Consider the following 23922-nt stretch of genomic DNA (forward strand, 5'->3'; position numbering starts at 1 on the left):
GATGGAGCGTATTCCGATTTTGCAGATGGGCAACTTCCTGCTGGTGACCATCCAGGTCGACATGCATGACCAGTTGGCCCTGACGCTTCAGGATGATTTGTCCGAGCGCATCAGCCGGACATCCGCCCGGGGCGTGTTGATCGATATTTCTGCGCTGGACATGGTCGACTCGTTCATCGGCCGGATGATCGGCACCATTTCCGGGTTGTCGAAAATCATGGATGCCCAGACCGTGCTGGTCGGCATGCAGCCTGCGGTCGCCATCACCCTGGTTGAGCTCGGCCTGACCTTGCCCGGCGTTTGCACCGCGTTGAATGTCGAGCGCGGGATGAAACTGCTTCAGGATCGAGTACGCGAGCAATGACCGTGCGCAGTAGCGGCACTCATCCGATCAACATCGAGCAAGACGTCGTGCTGGCCCGACAGTTGGCGCGCAAGCTGGCCACCGAATGCGGCATGCGCCTGATCGACCTGACCAAACTGGTGACCGCCGTCAGCGAGCTGGCGCGCAACACCATGGTGTATGGCGGTGGCGGTGACATGGACTGGCAGATTCTCGACGAAAACGCGCGCACCGGTTTGCGCCTGGTCTTTCGTGACGAAGGCCCGGGCATCCCCGACATCAAGCTGGCAATGACTGACGGCTGGACCTCCGGCAGTGGCCTGGGGCTGGGCCTGACCGGCGCCAAGCGGCTGGTGGAAGAGTTCGAGCTCGACACCGCGCCCGGCAAGGGCACTCGCATAACGATTACCCGATGGACATGAACATCGGCGGTTCGATGACGCAAGTATTAATCATCGAAGACAGCAGCCAGGTCGGCCACGCACGCCGCAGCGCCCAGCGGCTCGCCGAAATAAACGGCTTTGACGCCACGGATGCCGGGCGTGTGGCGCTGGTGGCCACGGAGCTTGCCAGCAACATTCTCAAGCACGCCACCCGAGGCGAACTGCACCTGAGGGTGGTGCCACGACTGTCAGGTGCGGGGATCGAAATACTCGCCATCGACCGCGCCAGTGGCTTTGATTTGCAGGCTTGCCTGGCCGACGGGTTTTCCACCCACGGTACCCAGGGCATCGGGCTTGGCGCGGTGTCGCGCCAGACCGACGTTTTCGATACCTATGCCGACGCGCGCGGGGCTGTGCTGATGACGCGGTTTTACCCGCGCGGCGACAAGGCGCCGGACCGGCGCATCGGCGTCAGCCAGCATTCGTTGCACGACGATCCGGCCTGCGGCGATGTCTGGCACCTGGCCTTCGACGGGGCGCGCATCAGTGCGCTGGTGATCGACGGCCTGGGGCATGGCGAAGAAGCCGAACGTGCCGCCCGCGCCGGCGAACACACCTTTGCCCGGTCGCCGTTCGATTCCCCGGTGCTGTTGCTCGAAGACATCCACATCGCCATGACCGGCACCCGTGGCGGCGCGCTGGCCATCGCTCAGTTCGATGGCGAGGCCAATGCGCTGAGATTCGTCGGTATCGGCAACATCGGCGCCTGCCTGATCGCTGCCGACCAATCCCGTGGCCTGGCCTCCCACCCCGGCATCGTCGGTGGGCAATACCGGAAAGCACAACCCTTTGACTATGCTCACGTGAACGGACATTTGTTGATCATGTACAGCGACGGTCTGCAATCCCGCTGGAACCTGCAGGATTACCCCGGCCTGGTGCACCGCCATCCCGCCGTGATTGCCGCCATTCTGCACCGTGATTTCTGCCGTGGACGGGACGATGTCACGGTGTTGGTCATTGCTCTGGAGACAGCCCATGGCTGAGACACCCCTGAGTCAGATCGACGAACAAGCCGCGCTGATCGCGCAATTGCAAGGCGAAGCCAATGCCCTGCGCGAAGAGCTGGACGAGACCAACCAGGGTGTTCTGGCGCTGTACGCCGAGCTCGACACCCAGGCTGAACAGTTGCGCCAGGCCTCGGACCTGAAAAGCCGTTTCCTGTCGTACATGAGCCACGAGTTCCGCACGCCGCTGGGCTCGATCCTGAGCATCGCCAGCCTCCTGACCGACGAACTCGACGGACCGTTGAGCGTGGAACAGCACAAGCAGGTAGCGTTCGTCAGCAACGCTGCCCGTGAACTGAGCGACATGGTCGACGACCTGCTGGACCTGGCGAAAATCGAAGCCGGGCGCATCACCATATCCCCGGCCTGGTTCGACATGTTCGACCTGTTTGCCGCGCTGCGCGGCATGTTCCGCCCGATTGTCGACGCCAGCACCGTGGACCTGATTTTTGAAGAACCCGTCGGCCTCCCACGGCTTTATACCGACGACAAGAAGCTCGCGCAGATCCTGCGCAACTTCATTTCCAACGCGTTGAAGTTCACCACACGCGGCGAAATCCGCGTTTCGGCGCAGCTGGAGGGCAGTGACCAGGTTCGCTTCGCCGTGACCGATACCGGAATAGGTATCGCCGCGCAGCTGCATGGCGCATTGTTCGAGGACTTTTCCCAGGTCGACTCGCCCCTGCAAAAACGCTTGCGCGGGACAGGTCTGGGTCTCTCCTTGTGCAAACGCTTCGCAGCACTGCTGGGAGGTGACGTCGGGGTCGAGAGTACACCGGGGGTCGGTTCGACCTTCTTTGTGATCATCCCGCTGGCCATCGCCATGGAACCCGCCGATGAAACGTGATATCCGCCTGCTGATCGTCGATGACAACGTCGCCACGCGCTACGCCCTGCGTCGACGTCTGGAACCGCATGGATACGTCGTGCTCGAAACGGGCACCGGTGGCGACGGGCTCGCCCTGATCGACAGCGAGTTCATCGACGCGCTGATCCTCGACGTCAACCTGCCGGACATGAGCGGCTTCGACATTGTGCGCAAACTGCGTTCCGAAGCCGCCACCGCCCTGCTCCCGGTCATCCACGTGTCCGCCGCGTCCATCCAGACCGGCGACATCATCACCGGCCTGGACGCCGGCGCCGACGCCTACCTGATCCACCCCGTGGACCCGGATGTGTTGCTAGCGACCTTGCGCACGCTGCTGCGGGTGCGCGATACCGAAAACGCCCTGCGTGAAAGCGAAGCGCGTTTTCGCGAGATTTTCGTCAACGTCTCGGCGCCCATCGCCGTGCTGGATGCACAGTTCAAGGTGCATGAATGCAACCACGCGTTCGCCCGACTGATCCAGAACAATCGCGACCCGGACGCCCTGCGCGAGTGCTTCGCCGACCAGCAGGAGCTGATCCTCGATGAACTGCGCTTGCGCCTGACCGCTGGCGAGCGCTGGAAAGGCACGCTGAACATGCGGGTCGAAGGTGAGCTGCGGGAAACCGAGTGGCAGATCTCGCCCTATCGCACGCCGGAGCTGAGCCTGGTGTTCGTTGAGGACGTCACCGAACATCGCCACCGAGAACGCTCGCACCTGGCACGGCTGGATGATGCGACGTCGCAGCTGGAACATGAAATCGCCGAACGGGTGCGTACCGAAGCGCAGTTGCTGCAAGTGCAGAAGATGGATGCGCTGGGCAAGCTCACCGGTGGCATCGCCCATGACTTCAACAACCTGCTGACCGGCATCATCACCAGCCTGGAACTGATCCAGAAACGCGTCGCCAGCGGGCGCAGTGACAAGGTCGTTCTTTACGCCGAAGCGGCGCTGAACTCGGCCACCAGTGCCGCTTCGCTGACCCATCGCCTACTGGCCTTTGCCCGCCAGCAACCGCTCGATACCCGGCCGGTGGACATCAACGAACACATCCGTTCGCTGGAAGAATTGCTGGTGCGCACCATCGGCGAACACATCGCACTGAAACTCGAACTGACTTCCAAAGCCGCGATTGCGCTGGTCGATCCGATTCAACTGGAAAGTGCGGTGCTGAATCTGGTGATCAACGCCCGGGATGCGCTGCCCCAGGGCGGCAATATCTGGGTCAGCACTTACGCGGCGTACTCCCACGGGGACCCGAAACTGGCGGACGGGGCGTACGTCGCGCTGTCGGTGCGCGACGACGGGACCGGCATCGAACACAACGTGATCGACAAGGTATTCGACCCGTTTTTCACCACCAAGCCGCTGGGCCAGGGCACTGGCCTGGGGCTGTCGAGTATTTACGGGTTCGCCCGGCAATCCGGGGGCGACGCGCATATCCGGAGTGTGGCGCGACGCGGCACCGAAGTGACGATCATGCTGCCTGCTTCGGCTGATCCGACCACCGCTGAAGAGGAACCGTCAACCGTGGACCCGCAAGGCTCGGGCGAGCATGTGCTGATCGTCGAAGACATGCCGGCGGTGCGCATGTTCGTTGCCGAAGTGCTGGTGGATGCGGGTTATCGCTGCACGCAGGTCGGCGATATCGAGGGTGCGCTGGAACGCCTGCAAAACGACCCGTCCATCAGTCTGATGCTGACGGACGTGGGCCTGCCGCGCATGAACGGCCGGGAACTGGCGGACGTCGCCCGTGGCTGGCGCGCAGGGCTGCCGATCCTGTTCATGACCGGCTACGCGGAAAACGCCCTCAATCGTCAGGTGTTTCTTGGCGACGGCATGGACATGCTGATCAAACCGTTCCAGATCAGCGAATTGCTGGACAAGGTTCGCCGCACGCTCGACTGCGCCTGATAGACCGCCATCGCGGGCAAGCCCGCTCCCACAGGTGATTTGTGAACGCAGCAAATCCCTGTGGGAGCAGGCTTGCCTTGCAACGTAGAATCTCCCACAGGTTTTGTGAACGCCGCGAATCCCTGTGGGAGCGGGCTTGCCCGCGATGGGGCCAGCAAAGGCACCCCATCTCTCAAGCGACCCCAAGCACCCGAGCCAAAAACGGCGCCGTCCGGCTCTTTTTGCTCTTGGCGACTTTCTGTGGCGTACCCGCCACCACAATCCTGCCGCCCTGATCCCCTGCCCCCGGCCCGATGTCGATCACCCAATCACTCTGCGCCACCACGCGCATTTCATGCTCGACGACAATCACCGTGTGCCCCGCCACGACCAGCGTATTCAACTGTTCGAGCAAACGATCGACGTCTCGCGGATGCAAGCCGGTGGTCGGCTCGTCGAGCACATACAAGGTCGCGCCGCGCTGGTTGCGTTGCAGTTCGGTGGCCAGTTTGATGCGCTGGGCTTCGCCGCCAGACAACTCGGTCGCCGGCTGCCCGAGACGCAGATAACCCAGGCCGATATCCCGCAGCACTTCCAGCGAGCGACGGATACCCGGTTGCTCAGCAAACACCGTGACCGCTTCGTCCACCGTCAACCGCAACACCTGGGCAATGTTCAAACCCTGCCAGGTAATCGCCAGCGTTTCCGGGTTGTAGCGTGCGCCGTGGCACGTCGGGCATGGCGCGTAGACGCTGGGCATGAACAGCAACTCGACGCTGACGAAGCCTTCGCCTTCGCAGGTCGGGCAGCGGCCCTTGGCAACGTTGAAGGAGAACTGACCGGCATCGTAGCCTGCCTTCTGCGCCTCGGCTGTCGCGGCGTACAGCTTGCGCACGCTGTCGAACAGCCCGGTGTAGGTCGCCAGATTCGAGCGCGGCGTGCGGCCGATGGGTTTCTGATCGACTTGCACCAGACGCTTGATCGATTCCAGCCCAGCACTGACCTGGCCGCCACTGACTTGCGGTGCATCGTCTTCCAGGCTCAGCTCTTCGGGTTCGCTGCCACTCGCCCCACGCCCGAGATGTGCGCCCACCAGTTCCAGCAGCGCCTGGCTGACCAGGCTTGATTTACCGGAACCCGACACGCCGGTCACCGACGTGAAACAGCCCAGCGGAAACTCGACACTGAGATCGTCCAGGTTGTTGCGGGTGATGCCCTCCAGCCGCAACCAGTCCGTCGGCTTGCGGCTGGTTCGCGGCTGACGGACCTCATCGGCGAACAGGTACGCGCGCGTCTGCGAGTTCGTCACGTCGGCCAGACCTTGCGGCGGCCCGCTGTACAGGATGCGACCGCCATGCTCGCCCGCCTCCGGCCCCACATCGATCAGCCAGTCGGCGCGGCGCATGGTTTCCAGATCGTGCTCGACCACGAACAACGTATTGCCGGCCGCTTTCAAGCGTTGCAGGGCTTCGAACAGCGCTTCGCCATCCGCCGGGTGCAAACCGGCCGACGGTTCATCCAGCACGTAAATCACCCCGAACAACTGCGAGCCCAGTTGCGTCGCCAGGCGCAAGCGTTGCAGCTCACCGGACGACAGCGTCGGCGTGCTGCGCTCCAGCGCCAGATAACCGAGCCCCAGATCGGTCAGCGTGCTGACCCGCTCCAGCAAATCCTGAGCGATCCGCTGCGCGGCCAGGCGCTTTTCCACCGACAGGTTGGGCGTGTGGCGCACATCCGGCGCGTTGGCATGACCACTGGCACCGTGGGCGACTCGATGCTCACGGGCCTCGCGGGTCTGGTCGTGGGTCAAGACCTCGCCCGCCTCATCGGCCTGTTCGAGGTAACTGTGCGCCGCCACCGGCTTCAAGACTTCGGCCACTTGCAGCAATGGCATTTGCGACAACTCGCCGATGTCGTAGCCGGCGAATGTCACCGACAACGCCTCGCGCTTGAGCCGTTTGCCGTCGCACACCGGGCAAGGGCTACCGAGCATGAATTGCGAGACACGCTTCTTCATCAGTGCACTTTGCGAATGGGTAAACGTGTGCAGGATGTAGCGCCGGGCACCGGTGAACGTGCCCTGATAACTCGGCTCCATTTTGCGTTTGAGCGCGACTCGGGTTTCTTCCGGCGTGAGCCCGGCATACACCGGAACGGTCGGGGTTTCCTCGGTGAAGAGAATCCAGTCGCGCTGCTTTTTCGGCAGATCGCGCCAGGGTTTGTCGACGTCATAGCCCATGGTCACGAGGATGTCCCGCAGGTTCTGTCCCTGCCACGCAGTGGGCCAGGAAGCGACCGCACGCTGGCGAATGGTCAGGCTCGGGTCCGGGACCATCAGCGCTTCGGTGACTTCATACACCCGCCCCAGGCCATGGCATTCAGGGCAAGCGCCCTGGGGTGTGTTGGGCGAAAAGTCTTCGGCGTACAGCATCGGCTGCCCCGGCGGATAACTGCCGGCGCGGGAGTACAGCATGCGGATCAGGCTCGACAACGTCGTTACGCTGCCCACCGAAGACCGCGTGCTCGGCGTGCCCCGCTGTTGTTGCAAGGCGACCGCCGGTGGCAGGCCTTCGATGGAATCGACATCCGGCACGCCGACCTGATCGATCAGGCGCCGCGCATACGGCGCCACGGACTCGAAATAGCGCCGCTGCGCTTCGGCGTACAGGGTCGAGAAGGCCAGGGATGATTTTCCCGAACCGGATACGCCGGTGAAGACCACCAACGCATCACGCGGGATATCGACGTCGATGTTCTTGAGGTTGTGTTCGCGGGCACCGCGCACTCTGACCATGCCGGAGGGAGGATTGGGAATGCGCTTGGAAGTCATGGGGTGCCTTGAATGTTGATGGTGATCGTTCCCACGCAGAGTGGGAACGATCCATTAAGTTAGCCATTGAGGACTGTGCGAACCATCCGGGTCAGTGCCTCGGGGCTATAGGGTTTGCTCAGCAAAAACGTGTCGGGGCTGAGTTGGTGATTGCGCGAAATAATGTCACGGGTGTGGCCCGACGTGAACAGCACCGCCACCGGTGGCGTCTGCACTTTGGCCCAGGCCGCCAGGTCCGAACTCTTGATCAACCCGGGCATGACCACGTCGGTGAAGATCAACTCCACCGCCAGGCCGTCCAGCAACATCTGCATGGCGGCATCGCCGTTGGCAGCGGTCAGGACTTGATAGCCTTCTTCACGCAACAACTCCACGGCGGAGCTGCGCACCGCTTCATTGTCCTCGACCACCAGGATGGTTTCGTGGCCGCCGCGCTGCGGTGTGTCATGGTTCGCTGTTTCACTGAGCAGGGGTCGCAGGCTCCGCGGGAAATACAGCTGCACCCGAGTGCCCTGCCCCTCGACGCTGGACATCTCGATGTGCCCGCCACTCTGCTTGACGAAACCGAACACCATGCTCAGCCCCAACCCCGTCCCCTGGCCATCGGCCTTGGTGGTGAAAAACGGTTCGAACGCTTGCGCGAGCACTTGCGGCGACATGCCGGCGCCCGTATCGGCCACGGCGACGCGGACATAATCGCCCGCCGAAATCCCTTTGCCTGCGCAGAACTGGCGGTCGAGTTCGACGTTCTCGGCGCTCAGTTCAATGATCCCTTCACCCTGCATGGCGTCACGGGCATTGATGGCCAGATTGAGAATCGCGTTTTCCAGTTGATTGCGATCGACGTTGATGTACCAGGACGCTTGAGGCAGCCGCACATCAATCTGGATGGTTTCGCCCAATGCCCGTTGCAACAGCTCGCCGAGGCCTTCGAAGATTTGCCGTGGGTCGCACACGGCTGGCGACAGCGGCTGACGGCGGGCGAACGCGAGCAATTGCGAGGACAGCTTCGCGCCACGCTCCACCGCCGCAATCGATGCGCTGACCCGGCGCTGCACGTTGGCATTGTCCGGCTCATGCCGCGCCAGCAAGTGCAGGTTGCCGGCGATCACCTGCAGCAGGTTATTGAAGTCATGGGCCACGCCCCCCGTGAGTCCGCCGATGGCTTCGAGTTTCTGTGACTGGCGCAATTGTTCTTCCGCCGCCAGCCGCGCTTCGACTTCGTCGGCGACACGCTGCTCCAGGTTTCGGGTGAACTTGAGCAGAGATTCTTCGGCGGTCTTACGTTCGTGGATGTCGATCAACACCCCGGGAAAGCGGAACGGTTCGCCGTGCTCATCGAACTCGCAGCAACCGCTGGCCTGCACCCACAGGTAACTGCCGTCGGGGCGCAGCACACGATATTCGGCGTTGAAGGGCTCGCCGGTGCTGACGGATTGATTGACCTGCTCGTTGAGCCAGCTGCGGTCGTCGGGGTGAATTCGCGCTTCCGCGAAGTCCGTCGGCAAGTCGCCGAGGTTATACCCGGCCGGATAGGAAAAGGTCCGGACAAAGCGCTCATCGCCGGAGAGCAGATTGCCCTTGATGTCCCAGACGAACGAGCCAAGCAAGGCACCGGCATTCAACGCCAGGCGCACGCGCTCATTGTCGGCGCGGTAGGCGTCTTCGGCTTCCTGGCGGCGGCGCTCGGAAATTACATGGTCAGTGGTTTCGACCACCATCGCCATGACCCCGGCCGGCTGCCCCTCGTCATTGGCCACCGGGCTGTAATAGAGATCGAGCCAGACGTCTTCGGGGACGCCGTCGCGCAACAGCACCAGCTCTTTGTTGTGATAGGACAAGGTGCCGCCGGCCAGGCAGGTATCGACCACATGCCGGTTGAACTCGGCGACTTCCGGCCAGCCCAGTTCCACCGGAGAACCCAGCAGGTAAGGATGCCGGCCACCGGCAAACGACGAGTAGGCATCGTTGTAAATCATGTAGCCGGGGCGCCCCCACAGCATCACCATCGGCAGTGGCGAGGCGAGTAACAGCTGCACCGCGCTGCACAGGCTGGCGGGCCAGGTGTCGATGCTCCCCAGCTCGGTCAGGTTCCAGTCGAACGCGCGTATGCGTCCGGCCATTTCGCCGTACCATCCGGCACACCCGTGACTATCGTCTAGAAACTGCATCGACTGGTTCTGAGTCCTGTGATTGGCGCCCGATTGTTTCGAGCCTCGCAGCTGCCAATGGTTTCATAGAGGTTAGCTGATTCTTGCGGTAATCCGTGGCAGCCACAGATCCCTGTGGGAGCGGGCTTGCCCGCGATGAGGGCCTGACAGTCAACATTTTCATCGACTGCTACACCGCTATCGCGGGCAAACCCACTCCCACAGGGTGCAGCTTCAGATTCAAGATTGGTGGCTACACCTCGATCAGGTGCTTGAGCGGATGGTAGCCAGTTTTCAACGTGGCGGCGACGTCCAGGATCGCCTTCTCGATGCCATTCAAATGCATGCAGGTCAGTTCGATGGCGGCGCTCTGGTTGCCCGCCTCGATGTACTCGATCAGGCGCAGGTGTTCATCGTCGCGGCAGGCTTCGTGGCTGTCGTCATCCAGCGCGGCGGCGTACAGCGAGGCGCGGGAAATCAGCTTCTGGAACCAGTCCAGCAACACCGGGTTGTTCAGGCTTCTCGCGAGTTTGATGTGGAACTCGCCGAGCAGATGGATCAGCCGTTCGTGGTCGCCGCTGCGGTGCGCTTCATCCTCCAGCAGCAGGTGATCGCGCAAGTCCTGGGTCACCGCGGTATCACGCCGGCGACAGAGTTCGCTGACGATGCCGATCTCGACCAACCGCCGCGTTTCGAACAACGAACGAATCTCTTCGTCGCTGGGCAGCGACACCGACGCCCCTTTGTTGGGCTCGGTGGTGACCAGGCCATCCGCTTCCAATTGCTTGAGCGCGGCACGAACCGACGTGCGGCTGACATTGAAAAGCTCGGCCAGCGACGCCTCGCCGAGCTTCATGCCGGGACGCAACGAACGTTTGCTGATCGCCTCGTAAACCCCTTGGTAGACGCGGTCGACCGTGGTCTCCAGTTTCTTGTCGGTCATTTGAACACTCCCTTAGCGCTAAACAACCGGCCCCAGGCGAATGAGCAGCCTTTGAAAAAGGGGGTTGCACGAGCAGATTAATCCGGTTATTTGTAGATTGCATCCAGATATTGCATACAATAATTAGAGGATTGCACCATTATGGGTCAACCAATAGCAATCGAAGTGCGTAACGTCTCCAAGCGGTATTCCGACGATCCGGGGCTGGCTCCCGCCCTCGACAACGTTTCAGTCGACATTGCCGACAATGAATTCTTCACCCTGCTCGGCCCTTCCGGCTGCGGCAAAACCACCTTGTTGCGCACCATCGCCGGCTTCGAACACGTCAGCGATGGCGAGATTCGTCTCGCTGGCGAGCCGGTCAATCATTTGCCGCCGTTCAAGCGTCGGGTCAACACCGTTTTCCAGAGTTACGCGCTGTTTCCGCACATGACTGTCGCGCAGAATATCGCCTTCGGCCTCGAGATGCAGGGCCTTGATCACAAGGTTATTCCTCAGCGCGTCGATGAGATGCTGGCGCTGGTGCAGATGCAACACCTGGCCAGGCGCAAACCCGCCGAATTGTCCGGTGGTCAGCAACAACGCGTGGCGCTGGCCCGGGCGTTGGCGCCGAAACCGAAAGTGCTGTTGCTCGATGAACCGCTGTCGGCGCTGGACCTCAAGCTGCGCAAAGAGATGCAGGTCGAACTCAAGCGCGTGCAGAAGGAAGCCGGGATCACCTTCATTTTCGTCACTCACGATCAGGAAGAAGCCCTGACCTTGTCTGATCGCATCGCGGTGATGTCCGCCGGCAAGATCCTGCAGATCGGCACGCCCAACGATATCTACGAACGGCCGCAGCATCAGTTCGTCGCACAGTTTATCGGTGACATCAATTTCCTGCCCGGCCACCTCAAGCGCGGCCAGCAGAACGAGAAACTCTTCGTGCCCAACGGCATGCCGGTGGAAATCCCCTGCCCGGCCCAGGGCTTCGACGGCAGCAACGTGCAATTGGCGTTTCGCCCGGAACGCTCGCAACTGGTCGAACCGGAGCAACCGCATCACCTGCGCGGCGTGATCGAAGCCGTGTTGTATGTTGGGACCGCCACGCTCTATCAGTGCCGCTTGAACAACGACATCAAAGTCATGCTGCGCGAAAACAATGAAGGCCTGAACCGCGGTCGCGTGGTCGGTGATCGCGTCGCGGTCAACCTGCCGCCCCACGCCTGCCTGTTGATGGAGGCCTGAGATGAGCGTCAGCAGCACTTCTCCCGCTCTCAACCGCGCGCTGTTGCTCAGCCCGGTGGTGTTGACCTTGCTGGCGTTGATCGCCATCCCGTTGGGCATCATGGGCTACATCAGCCTGTTGCCGCGCAACGTGTATGGCGGTGTCGACTGGCAGGCCGACTGGCAATTGCAAAGTTACGTGCAACTGTTTTTCCAGGAAGGCTTCGACGGTGAACTGGAACTGAACTGGGTCTACGCCCAGGCGCTGCTGCGCTCGGTGTTCCAGGCCGGCGGCACGACGCTGTTGTGCTTCCTGTTCGGTTTCCCGGTGGCGTTGTGGATGTCGAGCCTGACCCCGCGCCGGCGCAACCTCATGGTCCTGCTGATCACCATTCCGTTCTGGACCAACCTGCTGATCCGCAACTACGCGTGGCTGATCATCCTGCGCGAACACGGCTGGGTTGCCCAGAGCCTCAACGCGCTGTTCCCGCAGGCGGGTGGCATCACCCTGCTCTACAACGACTTCGCCGTCAGCGTCGGGCTGGTCTACAGCTTCCTGCCGTTCATGATTCTGCCGATCTACTCGACTCTGGAAAAACTCGACTGGCGCCTGGTGGAAGCCGCCTACGACCTGGGCGCCAATCGCTGGCATGCGCTGAAGCGGATCATCCTGCCGCTGTCGATGCCCGGCGTGATTGCCGGCGCGTTGCTGGTGTTCGTGCCGAGCCTCGGTGCCTTCATCACTCCGGCGATTCTCGGTGGTGGCAAGACGTTGATGATCGGCAACCTGATCCAGCAACAGTTCGGCACCGCGCGCAACTGGCCGCTGGGCAGTTCGCTGTCGTTCCTGCTGTTGGGGATTCTGCTGCTGTCCCTGGTGCTGTACGCGCTCTATAGCCGCAGTGCCGCCAAAACCCTTCGTCGGGGAGCCACCGCATGATCGCCCTGCACCTGAAAAAACTGCCGCTGACCCGCGAAGTCAGCCTGCTGATCCTGGCCTATCTGTACGTGCCGATCTTTGTACTGATCGCCTACAGCTTCAACGCCAATCGCTCGGCGACGGTGTGGACCGAGTTTTCGTTCGCCTGGTATGGACGGATTCTGGCCAACCCGTCGATCCAGACGGCGGCGCTGAACTCGATCATCGTCGCCGGCATCGCCACGGTTTGCGCCACGGCCATCGCGTTGCTCGCAGCACTGGCGACTTACCGGCCGTTCTACGGGCAGAAGATGGTCGAGGGCGGGATCAACCTGCCGCTGATCCTGCCGGAGATCGTCACCGCCGTGGCCACGTTGCTGCTGTTCATGGCGCTGGGGATCAAGCTCGGTTTGCTGACGGTGATCGTCGCGCACATCGGCTTCTGCATTCCCTTCGCTTACCTGCCGATCCGCGCGCGTTTGAATGACTTGGACAAAAGCCTGCTGGAAGCGGCGAACGATCTGTACGCCAACCCGTGGCAGGTGTTTCGCCGGGTGACGTTGCCGTTGTTGTGGCCGGCGGTGTTGTCCGGTTCGGTGCTGGCGTTCGTGGTCAGCCTCGACGATTTCATCATGACGTTTTTTGTCGCCGGGCCGGGTTCAACCACCTTGCCGGTGTACATCTTCTCGGCGATCAAGGCCGGCGTAACGCCGGAGATCAACGCGATTTCGACCCTCATGCTGGTGATTTCCATCGTGCTGGTGGTGCTGGCCTTCTGGCTGGGACAGCGCGGTAAAAACCAATAATCCTGGAGCGTACTTTTATGAAAACAAAAAGCATGCGTTACGCCGTCGCCGGTCTGGCCCTGAGTTGCTTCACTGCGTTCAGCGCCCAGGCCGCCGAGCCCAAAGAACTGTTTTTCTACAACTGGACCGATTATTACCCGGTAGACCTGCTGGCCAAATTCGAAAAAGAGACCGGCATCAAGGTCACGATGGATGGCTATGACAGCAACGAAACCCTGCTGGCCAAATTGCAGGCCGGCGGCGCGGCGTATGACGTGATCGTGCCGTCGCAGTCGATCATGCGCACCCTGATCAATCAGGACCTGCTGTTGGAAATCGACGCGTCGGCCCTGCCCAATTTCAAGCACGTCAAACCGGCGTTTCGCGACCCGAGCTTCGACCCTGGCCGCAAGTTCTCGGCGCCGTACCTGTGGGGCACCACCGGGTTTTCCTATGACAGCGCACGCGTGCCCGGCGGCAAACTCGACGACTCGTGGAAAGAGTTCTTCGAACCGCGCAAGGAACTGCAGGGGCAACTTGCCGCCCTCGATACGTCCAGCAGCGTGATCAATGCCGCCAGCCATTACCTGAACGTCGACGAGTGCAGCGAAAACCCGCAGGACGCCAAGCGCATTCTGGAACTGCTGCAAAAGCAGAAACCGTTCCTGAAGATGTACAGCTCCGACAACACCGTCGACCGCATGGCCTCAGGCGAAGTGATCATGATGCAGAACTGGAACGGCTCCACTGCCCGTGCCACGTTGCAGAAGAGCACGATCAAATACGTGTATCCGAAGGAAGGCCTGGCGATGTTCCAGGACAACTTCGCCGTGCCCAAAAGCGCCCCGCATCCCGGCAACGCGAAGATTTTCATCGACTGGATGATGAAACCGGAAAACGCCGCTGCCGTGTCCAACGCCATTGCCTACGACAACGGCATCCAGAGCGACAAGCTGATCGACGCCAAATGGCGGGTCATGGATGCGATCAACATGCCCGACGAGTTCGCCTCGCGCCTGCGCCCCGAGAAAGAGTGCAGCAACAAGGCGCGGGCGCTGCAGGACCGGATCTGGTCGAAGCTCAAGGGTTGACCTGACACCGAGTCGCGGCCTTCGCGAGCAAGCCCGCTCCCACATTTGAAATACATTCCCCTGTGGGAGCGGGCTTGCTCGCGAATAGGCCGGCCCTGACAACACAAAACCTGAGGTTTGTTATGACCCACCGCCGCTGGCTGCGCAACGTGCGCCCCTATGGCTCCACCGCCGAAGACCTGCTGATCGAAAACGGCCTGTTCAAACAGCGCCGCCCGGCATCGTCCGCGGCCCTGACCGCCACCGACATCGACGGCCAGAACCAGCTGCTTACCCCGGCCCTGGTGGAAAGCCACGTCCACCTCGACAAAACCCTTTGGGGCCAACCCTGGCGCCCAAACAGCGCCGGGCCGACACTCAAGGATTACATCGCCAACGAACGCCGCGTGCTGCGTGAAGTGCAGAGCCCCATCGCCGAGCGTGCCGGCGCCCTGCTGGAAAACTGCATCGCCCGCGGCTCCCTGACTATGCGTTGCCACGTCGACATCGACCCGGATTTCGGTCTGCGGCATGTCGAGGCCATGCAGCAACTGCGCGATCGCTATCGCGACCTGATCGACCTGCAACTGGTGGTGTTCCCGCAAACCGGCCTGATCAGCCGCCCCGGCACCGCCGAACTGATGCGCGAAGCCATGGCGCTGGGCGTGGAAAACGTCGGTGGTCTCGACCCCTGCGGCATCGACAACAACCCGGTCGCCCAGCTCGATTTCGTGTTCAAACTGGCCAGCGAATTCGACCGGGGTGTCGACATTCACCTGCACGACAAGGGTGAACTGGGCCTGTGGCAAATCGCACTGATCGCCGACTACACCGAGCATTACGGGCGCCATGGTCGGGTCATGATCAGTCATGCGTATTGCCTGGGCATGCTGCCGTGGAGTCAGGTCAAACCGGTGGCCGAACGGCTGGCGGCGCTGGGGATTTCGCTGATGAGCTCGGCACCGGCCGATTGCGCGGTACCGCCATTCCTGGCTTTGCGCGAGACCGGGGTGAACGTGTGCCTGGGGTCGGACGGTATTCGTGACGCGTGGTCGCCCATGGGCAACGGCGACATGCTGGAACGGGCGATGCTGCTGGCGTTTCGTTTCGACGTGAACAAGGACGAGGAACTGGCGGCAGCGTTTGCAGCGGCGACCGTGAATGGCGCGCTGGCGCTGGGCTGTGACGATTATGGCGTGGAGATCGGTCAATCGGCGGACTTCCTGTTGATGCCGGTGCAGACACTGGGTGAAGCGGTGGTGTCGCGGCCTCTGCGCCAGGTGTATCGACGCGGTGAGCTGATTGCCGCCGGTGGCCAACTGCTGGACAGCCGTTTGTGAAGCGCATGGGCTTGCGGGCCAGCTGCGTGGTCGGTTTCGAAGGTACGCAGCATGTGTTGTGGCGCGACGGCGAAGTGGTGTTCGAAGGCTCGCGGATTGTGTTTGTCGGGCGTGGTTATCCGGGCCCGGTGGATCAGTGGGTCGACTACGGCAACGCGCTGATCGGCCCCGGCTTCATCGACCTGGATGCCCTCGGCGACCTCGATTCCACGGTGCTGACCCTGGACAACGGCGATGAGCGTGACATGGGCCGGATGTGGTCCGAAGACTATCTGGCCGCCGGTCCACGGGAGAGTTACACCGCGGATGAAGAAGTCTTCAAGTACCGCTACGCCTTCACGCAGTTGATCCGCAATGGCATCACCACCGCCATGCCGATCACCTCGATGTACTACCGCGAGTGGGCCGAGACGTACGACGAATTTGCTGCGGTGGCCGGTGTGGCAGCTGAGCTTGGACTGCGGACTTACCTTGGCCCCTGCTACATGAGTGGCATGAGTTATTGGCGCGCCGATGGCAGCCTGGGGCACCACTGGGATGAAGCCCGAGGCATGGCTGGGATTGACGCGGCGGTGCAGTTTTTCGAGGATTTCGACGGTTCACATGACGGCCTGATTCGTGGCGCGCTGCTGCCGGATCGCATCCAGACCTGCACCCCGGCGCTGCTGCAACGCACCGCCGCGTTGAGTCGCGAGTTGAACGCGCCGATGCGCTTGCATTGCTGCCAGGGCCTTGGCGAAGTGGCGATGGTTGAGCAGTTGCACGGTGCTTCGCCGCTGGCGTGGTTGGAGCAATTGGGTCTGCTGACGCCGCGCAGCCTGCTGCCCCACGGCATTTACACCCACGGTGATGAAGACCTGCAACGGGTGGTGAATGGCGGCGCGAGCCTGGTGCATTGCCCAGTGGTGTTTGCCCGGGACGGCGAGGCGCTGAACTCGTTCGGGCGCTATCGGGCCAAGGGCATCAACTTTGCGCTAGGCACTGACACCTGGCCGGCGGACTTGCTGGAGAACATGCGTCAGGGGTTGAACATCGCTCGGTTGATGGAGGGCGGGGGTTCGCTTACCAGCGCGCTGGATATGTACAACGCCGCCACCCTCGGCGGCGCCAAGGCACTGGGACGTGATGATCTCGGCCGACTGGCGCCAGGGTGCAAGGCCGACATCACGGTGTTCAGCCTTCGCAGCCTGCATTTAGGGCCGTTGTTCGATCCACTGAAAAACCTGGTGCTGGCCGGGCGCGGTGACGACTGCATCGCCAGCTACATCGATGGCCGCGGCGTGATGCAGGACGGTCAGGTTCAAGGCGTCGACTACGCCGCCCTGCAACGCCAGGCCCAACGGCAATTCGAAACACTGATGCGCAGTCACAGCGATCGGGCCTTTGGCCAACCGGACTGGAAAACCCTGTTCAAACCGGCCATCCCGTTCGCCGACGACTACAGCGCACACGCGCCGCTGAGCGCAATGGATCCCCTTCTCTAGAGATTTCTGCCCATGCAAAGCTTCGACTTCAGCACCCTGAGTGCGCGGGACAAATACAAGATTCTGATCGGCAGCGTGGTGCCTCGGCCCATCGCGCTGGTCACCACGATTGATGGCGAAGGACGGATCAACGCCGCGCCGTTCAGCTTCTTCAATGCGCTGTCGGCGGACCCGCCGATCCTCGCATTGGGCGTGGAAAACTACGGCGACCAAAGCCCCAAGGACACCACCCGCAATATCCAGCTCAACCAGGAGTTCACCGTCAACATCGTCAGCGATGCGTTGGTGGAAGCGATGAACGTCTGCGCCGTGCCTTTCGCCCCCGGTTTCGACGAACTGACCGCCGCCGGCCTCACGGCCATTCCCGGTACCACCGTGAAATGCCCGCGCATCGGCGAGGCGCCCGTGGCGCTGGAGTGCCGACGGATGATGGCGCTGTCCATCGGGCAGTCTCGGGAGATCATCTTCGGTGAAGTGCTGATGGCCCATGTGCGGGACGAACTGATCGACCCGAAAACCCTGTACATCGATCAACTGGGACTCGATGCGATCGGGCGCATGGGTGGGCATGGGTATGCGCGGACGCGGGACTACTTCGATTTGCCGACCCGGTCGTTGCAGGCGTGGACGGATGCGCCGGGGGGTGGTGAGCGGTTTTGGCCGGTTGCCAAGTAAGCAGCCGTCACACATAACCTGTGGCGAGGGGATTTATCCCCGTTCGGCGGCGAAGCCGTCGTAAAAGCCGGTGAATGCGGTTTTTCTGAAACTATTGCGGTGGCCGGTTTTAGGGCTGCTTCGCAGCCCAACGGGGATAAATCCCCTCGCCACAAAAGCTCACTTGCCACAAAAAAACCTTACCCCATGAGCTCCCTCGCCACAGGTCAATGGAAATCCCGGCTGCGCACATTGATGCCGTCGAGTAACTCGCTCAGATCGCTCAAACGCCCCGCAATCAAATGCCGCACCTCGCCTTCCTTCTCCCAGCGCCCATCGACCTTGAGCAACTGCGATCCGACCAACACCTGGCGTTGCCGGTCGGCCAGGTCGCGCCAGACCACCACGTTGACGTTTCCGAACTCGTCCTCAAGGGTGACGAAGGTCACGCCACTGGCGGTGCCCGGACGCTGTCGACCGGTCACCAACCCGGCGACGCTGACCGGTCGGCCATGCTCGACCTCCAGCAGCTCCTTCGAACTGCGGCAGCGCCGGGCTTTCAATTCGCCCCGCAACAGGGCCAGCGGATGCGGGCCGAGGGTGGTGCCGAGACTGTTGTAATCCGCCAGCAGGTCTTCGCCGACCGTGGGTTTGGGCAACGCCACCGCATCCTCTTCCTGGCTCGGCAAACCGGCGAACAAACCCAATTGTTTCTGCACCCCCGCCACCTCCCAGCGCGCCCGATGCCGGTCACCGGCCAGCCCTCGCAACGCGCCGGCATCGGCCAGTTGCTCCTGCGCACGAGCATCGAGCCGCGCCCGTTCGCCGAGGTCGGCGATGTCGATAACCGCGCCCTTCGACCTCGCGCTTTCGATACGCCGCGCATCGTCTTCGCGAAACCCCTTGATCATCCGCAGCCCCATGCGAATCGCCGGCTGCGCGCCGATAATCGGTTCGAGGCTGCAATCCCAGTCGCTGGCGCGCACGTCCACCGGGCGAATCTGCAAATGATGCCGGCGAGCGTCCTGCAGAATCTGGTCCGGGCTGTAGAAACCCATGGGCCAGCTGTTGATCAGCGCACAGGCGAAGGCCGCCGGTTCATGGCATTTCAACCAGCAACTGGCATAGGTCAGCAAGGCAAAACTGGCGGCGTGGGACTCGGGGAATCCGTAGCTGCCAAAGCCTTTTATCTGTTCGAAGATCAGCGCAGAAAATTCAGCCGTATAACCATTTTTCTTCATCCCCGCCGCCAGGCGTTCCTTGTGCGGTTCGAGCCCGCCGTGGCGTTTCCAGGCCGCCATGGAGCGGCGCAACTGATCAGCCTCGCCGGGGCTGTAATCGGCGGCGACGATGGCGATCTGCATCACTTGCTCCTGAAACAGCGGCACGCCCAACGTACGCTCCAGCACCACCTCGAGTTTCTTCGACGGGTACTTCACTTCTTCTTCGCCATTACGCCGCCGCAGATACGGATGCACCATCCCGCCCTGAATCGGCCCGGGCCGGACGATGGCCACCTCGATCACCAAATCGTAGAACGTCTTGGGCCTGAGCCTCGGCAGCATCGACATCTGCGCCCGGGACTCGATCTGGAACACCCCGATAGTGTCCGCATGCCCAATCATTTCGTAGGTTTTCGGGTCTTCGGCCGGGATAGTTGCCAGACTTAAATCAAGGTTGCGGTGCCGTCGCAGCAGATCGAAACAACGGCGAATCGCGCTGAGCATGCCCAGCGCAAGAATATCGACCTTGAGCAAACCGACCGCGTCCAGATCGTCCTTGTCCCACTGGATGATGGTGCGCTCGGCCATGGCGGCGTTTTCCACCGGCACCAGACTGTCCAGAGGGTGTTCGGAAATCACGAAACCGCCGGGGTGCTGGGACAGGTGCCGGGGAAAACCGATCAGTTGCCCGGTCAGGCCCAACACCCGGCGCAACACCGGACTCTCGGGATCGAAACCGCCTTCACGCAGGCGCTCCACGGGCGGCGTTTCATCACTCCAGTGGCCGCAGCAATCGGCCAGGGCATTGATCTGGTCCGGCGGCAAACCCAGCGCCTTGGCCACATCGCGCACCGCACCCGCCGAGTGATACGTGCTGACCACGGCAGTCAGCGCCGCGCGGGTCCGGCCATAACGCTGGAACACATACTGCAAGACTTCTTCGCGGCGTTCATGTTCGAAGTCCACATCGATATCCGGCGGCTCGTTGCGCTCCTTGGAAAGAAAGCGCTCGAACAACAGCGTGGTGCGGTCCGGATCGATTTCCGTGATTCCCAACGCAAAACACACCGCCGAGTTGGCGGCTGAACCGCGGCCCTGGCAGAGGATTTTTTGCTCACGGGCAAACCGGACGATGTCGTGGACCGTCAGGAAATAACTTTCGTAACCCAGTTCGGCAATCAGCTCCAGTTCCTTGTCGATCTGCTTGAGCACCTTGGTTTGCGGGCCTTTTGGCCAACGCCAGGCGATCCCCTCGTCGGTCAAATGACGCAGCCAGGACGAGGCCGTCTGGCCTTCCGGCACCAGCTCGCGGGGATACTGATACCGCAACTGGCCAAGATCAAAGGTGCAACGCCGGGCAATGGTCAGCGTTTCATCGAGCAACGCTTGCGGGTAGATCGACTGCAAGGCATCGAGGCTGCGCAGATGCCGCTCGCCATTGGGGTGCAGGCGCAACCCGGCCTCGGCCACCGGCACGTGATGACGGATCGCGGTCATGGTGTCCTGCAAGGCGCGCCGGCCACGGATGTGCATGTGCACATCGCCGCTGGCCACGACCGGGATTCGCAGTTCCCGCGCCAACGTCAGCAATGCGCTCAATCGCCCTGCGTCGTCCTGGCCGCGATGCAGCTGGACCGCCAGCCACAGGCGCTCGGGGAACGTCTGTGTCAGCCAGTGGCCGCTTTGAAAATCATCGACAGCATCCGGCACCCACAACACCAACAGCCCCGGCAACGGCTCGCTGAAATCCTCCCGCAGCACCTGGTACTGGCCTTTTTGCGTGCGCCGCCGTGCTCGGGTAATCAGTCGGCACAGATTCTGGTAGCCCTCGAGGTTCTCCACCAGCAGCACCAGTTTCGGGCCGTTGTCGATGCGCACTTCGCTGCCGATGATCAGCGGCAGTTCCACGGATTTGGCCGCTTGCCAAGCACGAACGATGCCCGCCAGGGTGCATTCATCGGTGATCGCCAGCGCCTGATAGCCCTGTTTTTTCGCCCGCTGAAAGAGCTCAAGGGCGCTGGAAGCACCGCGCTGGAAACTGAAGTTCGACAGGCAGTGCAACTCGGCATAGTCGATGCTCATGCGAACCAGCCCTGCAACCACAACGGGCCGTCCTTACCGACTGCACGATAGGCCCAGCCCTGCTGGCCGGAACGGGTTTCGACCAGGTAATAATCGCGGCGCACGTCGTCGCCATCCCACCAACCGGACTCGATGCGCTCCGGGCCCATGAGGATGCGCGTCGAACCTTCGTGAACCGCCTGCGGTTCAGTCAGCAACCAGCCCGGACGCTGCACGCCCGGCATGACCGCGCAACGCTGGCTGTCGACACTGGCCTGCCAGGCGCACTCCGGCCGGTGATCGGCCTGGAACCGCAAGCCCTGCACCGCGTCATCCCCGAGCCGCGCGCGCAAGCGTTCGCGCAGTTGCTCCCAGGGCAAGGACTGTTGCGGGCGATCGTCGAACAGTTCCTGGTACTGGGGAACGAAGGCCGGCAAGTCTTCGGCGCGCAGGCGGAAACCGCGCACCGGCGCCTCGACCTGAACCTGCTCCAGGCGCCCTCGGGCCAGTTCGAACAACATGGCCGGATCGCGCTCGGCGCTGAGCAGGCCGACCTTGATCACGCTGTCCGGTAACCCGGCGTGTTCCAGGTGCAGGTCGAAACGCTGCACGCCGCTGTCGCGACCGCACAGGAACGCCGACAGATCGCCGGTCAACCGGCGCAACGGAAACAGCAGCGCCTGATGGGACTGCACGTCGAAATTGAGCTCGATGCGCACATCGAACCGGTCCGGCGGCAGGTAGAACGCCAGGGCCAGTCGCCGCGTGCCAAGCAGCGCATCGAGGTGCTTGAGCACCTGAGATTCGAAACGCCGGGCCAGGCTCTGCCGGGGCAATGCCTGCACCTGGCTCAAGGTGCGCAGCCCCATGCGTGACAACGCCGTGGCGACACTGGCCTCGAGCCCGATCCGGTCGATGGGCAGTTGCCCCAGATGATGCTGCAAGGCCTGATCGTCGGGCACCACCAGACCGTCATAGGCGTTGGCCAGAATCCGCGCCGCCACCGGGTTGGGCACCGCCACGATCCGATGCCGAAACCCCAGCTCGCCGAGTTCGGCGCGCAATCGCGCTTCGAGTTGCGGCCAGTCCCCGAACAATCCCAGGCTGGACTCGATTTCAAACACCACCGCTCGCGGGTAATGCACGCTGACCTGGGAGCTGAAGCGGTAGGCCCACGCGGCGAGAAACTGCTGCCAGTGTTCGATCTCGGCAGCGTCGTATTCCGCCGTGACAAAGCCTTTGCTCAACGCCTGGGCGGCAGTCATCGACTGACCGGGTCGCAAGCCCAGCGCCCGCGCCGAAGCGTTGACCGCCTGCAACACCCGACGCTGCGCCGGGCCGGTCAGCAGCGCCAGTGGCTCATCGGGGTCGGCGCGCTGACGCAGTACCGCGTCCAGCGCCAATTGCGGGAAAAGAATACACACCCAGCGCATGGCAACCTCAATGCCCCACGGGGAAGGCAATCGGCGCCGAACGGGCCAGCCCGCCCCGGCACTTGAGCACGCGCAATTGCGCAGGCCTGGCGTCGATGGCGATGCGCAGGGCCGCGGGCGAAGGGTTGATGGCTTCATTGATCGAGCGATAGGCAAATGCCAGGGTCGCGCCGGTTTCCGCCGCCACCTGCAAGCGCCGCAATGCCCGGTCATCAGCCTTGTGCGGCCAGCACAGCACCGCGCCGCAACTGCCTGATCGCAGGCATTGTTCCGCCGCCCACAACGCATCGCGCTCGCTGGCCTGGATGATCGACAACTGGCGCAGATCGACCCCGGCGGTTTGCCAGGCTTGCGGATACGGCACGTACGGCGGCGCCACCAGCACGATGCGCTCGCCCGCCGCCGACAGCCGTGCCAGCGCCGGCCACACCAGTTGCAACTCGCCAACGCCCTGCCCGGCCAGGAGGATTTCGGTCAGCGCCGCTTCCGGCCAGCCACCGGTGGGCAACGCCGCATCCAGCGCGGCATGCCCGGTGGGTTGCGGGCTGACGCTCGGGGGCGCAGGCCGGCCTTTCCAGACCTGGCCGCCATTGAACAGCGTATCCAGCGCAACGACGGCACCCATCACCCTTGCCTCACCAGGCCGCAGAACACCCCTTCGATAGCGAGGTCCTGATCGGGTTGAACGATGATCGGCTTGTAGGCCGGGTTGCGCGGCAACAGGCGAACAGAATCGCCGATCCGTTCGAAACGCTTGATGGTCACTTCGCCGTCGAGACGCGCCACGACGATCTGACCGTTGAAGGCCTCGGGATTGCGGTGCACGCCCACCAGATCACCGTCGAGAATGCCGTCCTCGATCATCGAGTCGCCCTTGACCCGCAGCATGTAGTCCGGCACCCGCGAAAAAATCGAAGGATCAAGCAACAACCGACTGTGTACCTCGGCATCGGCACCGATCGGCGCACCCGCGGCCACTCGACCGAGAACCGGAATGTCCAGTAGCTCGGGCCGCACCGGTTGCCCGAGCAAACGAATGCCCCGGGCCTGATGCGGATTGACCTCGATAAACCCGGCTTCGGTCAGCGCCAGCACATGCTTGCGCGCCACGCTGCGAGAGGCGAAACCGAAGGCCTCGCTGATTTCGGCGAGGCTCGGGGACTGGCCATGCTCCGCGATTCGATCACGGATAAAGGTCAGGATGGCGGTACGGCGGGGAGTAAGATTGGTCATGGAGTACATTTGTACTCTTTTGGCTTTTTCCTGACAAGC

19 protein-coding genes are annotated in these 23922 nt (G+C 62.5%); 12 read left to right on the forward strand and 7 right to left on the reverse strand.

The window, feature by feature from the left end; translation table 11 throughout:
• Position 1: 1 nt before the first annotated feature.
• Genes J2Y86_RS05215 through J2Y86_RS05235 form a run of 5 tightly spaced genes read left to right on the forward strand, consistent with a single transcriptional unit; the run spans position 2 to position 4573 of the window.
• On the forward strand, positions 2-364 hold the full coding sequence (locus J2Y86_RS05215; RefSeq protein ID WP_253428671.1) for an STAS domain-containing protein: 363 nt from the start codon (positions 2-4) through the stop codon (positions 362-364).
• Positions 361-765, forward strand: coding sequence for an anti-sigma regulatory factor (locus J2Y86_RS05220; protein WP_253428672.1), 405 nt, complete (start codon positions 361-363; stop codon positions 763-765). Before J2Y86_RS05215 ends, J2Y86_RS05220 begins: the two co-directional genes overlap by 4 nt.
• Positions 762-1772, forward strand: coding sequence for an ATP-binding protein (locus J2Y86_RS05225; RefSeq protein WP_253440128.1), 1011 nt, complete (start codon positions 762-764; stop codon positions 1770-1772). Before J2Y86_RS05220 ends, J2Y86_RS05225 begins: the two co-directional genes overlap by 4 nt.
• Complete coding sequence (locus J2Y86_RS05230; RefSeq protein WP_253428673.1) at positions 1765-2640, forward strand: sensor histidine kinase; 876 nt, start codon at positions 1765-1767, stop codon at positions 2638-2640. The genes J2Y86_RS05225 and J2Y86_RS05230 overlap by 8 nt, the downstream gene beginning before the upstream one ends.
• On the forward strand, positions 2630-4573 hold the full coding sequence (locus tag J2Y86_RS05235; protein ID WP_253428674.1) for a response regulator: 1944 nt from the start codon (positions 2630-2632) through the stop codon (positions 4571-4573). Before J2Y86_RS05230 ends, J2Y86_RS05235 begins: the two co-directional genes overlap by 11 nt.
• Positions 4574-4745: 172 nt before the next feature.
• Here J2Y86_RS05235 and J2Y86_RS05240 read toward each other — a convergent pair whose 3' ends face one another.
• From J2Y86_RS05240 to J2Y86_RS05250, 3 genes are all read right to left on the reverse strand, one after another.
• Positions 4746-7382 carry an excinuclease ABC subunit UvrA gene (locus J2Y86_RS05240; RefSeq protein ID WP_253428675.1) on the reverse strand — a complete coding sequence of 879 codons (2637 nt, stop codon included), beginning with the start codon at positions 7380-7382 and terminating at the stop codon, positions 4746-4748.
• Positions 7383-7441: 59 nt separating this feature from the next.
• Complete coding sequence (locus J2Y86_RS05245; protein ID WP_253428676.1) at positions 7442-9553, reverse strand: hybrid sensor histidine kinase/response regulator; 2112 nt, start codon at positions 9551-9553, stop codon at positions 7442-7444.
• 232 nt (positions 9554-9785) lie between these two features.
• On the reverse strand, positions 9786-10475 hold the full coding sequence (locus tag J2Y86_RS05250; RefSeq protein WP_253428677.1) for a GntR family transcriptional regulator: 690 nt from the start codon (positions 10473-10475) through the stop codon (positions 9786-9788).
• 141 nt (positions 10476-10616) lie between these two features.
• Here J2Y86_RS05250 and J2Y86_RS05255 point away from each other — a divergent pair, with 141 nt between their 5' ends.
• The 7 genes from J2Y86_RS05255 to J2Y86_RS05285 all read left to right on the forward strand — a co-directional run bounded on the left by J2Y86_RS05255 (position 10617) and on the right by J2Y86_RS05285 (position 17954).
• Positions 10617-11702, forward strand: coding sequence for an ABC transporter ATP-binding protein (locus J2Y86_RS05255; RefSeq protein WP_253428678.1), 1086 nt, complete (start codon positions 10617-10619; stop codon positions 11700-11702).
• A gap of 1 nt (position 11703) precedes the next feature.
• Positions 11704-12621 (forward strand): ABC transporter permease, encoded by a 918-nt coding sequence (locus J2Y86_RS05260; protein ID WP_253428679.1) that lies wholly within the window; start codon positions 11704-11706, stop codon positions 12619-12621.
• On the forward strand, positions 12618-13406 hold the full coding sequence (locus tag J2Y86_RS05265; protein WP_253428680.1) for an ABC transporter permease: 789 nt from the start codon (positions 12618-12620) through the stop codon (positions 13404-13406). Before J2Y86_RS05260 ends, J2Y86_RS05265 begins: the two co-directional genes overlap by 4 nt.
• A 17-nt stretch (positions 13407-13423) precedes the next feature.
• On the forward strand, positions 13424-14476 hold the full coding sequence (locus J2Y86_RS05270) for an extracellular solute-binding protein (RefSeq protein ID WP_253428681.1): 1053 nt from the start codon (positions 13424-13426) through the stop codon (positions 14474-14476).
• 122 nt (positions 14477-14598) lie between these two features.
• Positions 14599-15795 (forward strand): amidohydrolase family protein, encoded by a 1197-nt coding sequence (locus J2Y86_RS05275; RefSeq protein WP_253428682.1) that lies wholly within the window; start codon positions 14599-14601, stop codon positions 15793-15795.
• Positions 15792-17279, forward strand: a complete 1488-nt coding sequence (locus J2Y86_RS05280) for an amidohydrolase family protein (RefSeq protein ID WP_253428683.1) — start codon at positions 15792-15794, stop codon at positions 17277-17279. Before J2Y86_RS05275 ends, J2Y86_RS05280 begins: the two co-directional genes overlap by 4 nt.
• A 12-nt stretch (positions 17280-17291) precedes the next feature.
• Complete coding sequence (locus J2Y86_RS05285) at positions 17292-17954, forward strand: flavin reductase family protein (RefSeq protein ID WP_214382871.1); 663 nt, start codon at positions 17292-17294, stop codon at positions 17952-17954.
• Between the two features lie 206 nt (positions 17955-18160).
• Here the strand turns inward: J2Y86_RS05285 and J2Y86_RS05290 are convergent, their stop codons facing one another.
• Genes J2Y86_RS05290 through lexA form a run of 4 tightly spaced genes read right to left on the reverse strand, consistent with a single transcriptional unit; the run spans position 18161 to position 23892 of the window.
• A complete protein-coding gene (locus J2Y86_RS05290) occupies positions 18161-21259 on the reverse strand; it encodes an error-prone DNA polymerase (protein ID WP_253428684.1) in 3099 nt (1032 codons plus the stop codon).
• Positions 21235-22650, reverse strand: coding sequence for a Y-family DNA polymerase (locus J2Y86_RS05295; RefSeq protein ID WP_253428685.1), 1416 nt, complete (start codon positions 22648-22650; stop codon positions 21235-21237). Before J2Y86_RS05295 ends, J2Y86_RS05290 begins: the two co-directional genes overlap by 25 nt.
• A gap of 7 nt (positions 22651-22657) precedes the next feature.
• Entirely contained in the window at positions 22658-23275 is a 618-nt protein-coding gene (gene imuA / locus J2Y86_RS05300; RefSeq protein ID WP_253428686.1) for a translesion DNA synthesis-associated protein ImuA, read from the reverse strand.
• Positions 23275-23892 (reverse strand): transcriptional repressor LexA, encoded by a 618-nt coding sequence (lexA, locus tag J2Y86_RS05305; protein ID WP_253428687.1) that lies wholly within the window; start codon positions 23890-23892, stop codon positions 23275-23277. The genes imuA and lexA overlap by 1 nt, the downstream gene beginning before the upstream one ends.
• Positions 23893-23922: the final 30 nt, after the last annotated feature.

The sequence above is a fragment of the Pseudomonas migulae genome (assembly GCF_024169315.1).
Taxonomy (GTDB): domain Bacteria; phylum Pseudomonadota; class Gammaproteobacteria; order Pseudomonadales; family Pseudomonadaceae; genus Aquipseudomonas; species Aquipseudomonas migulae_B.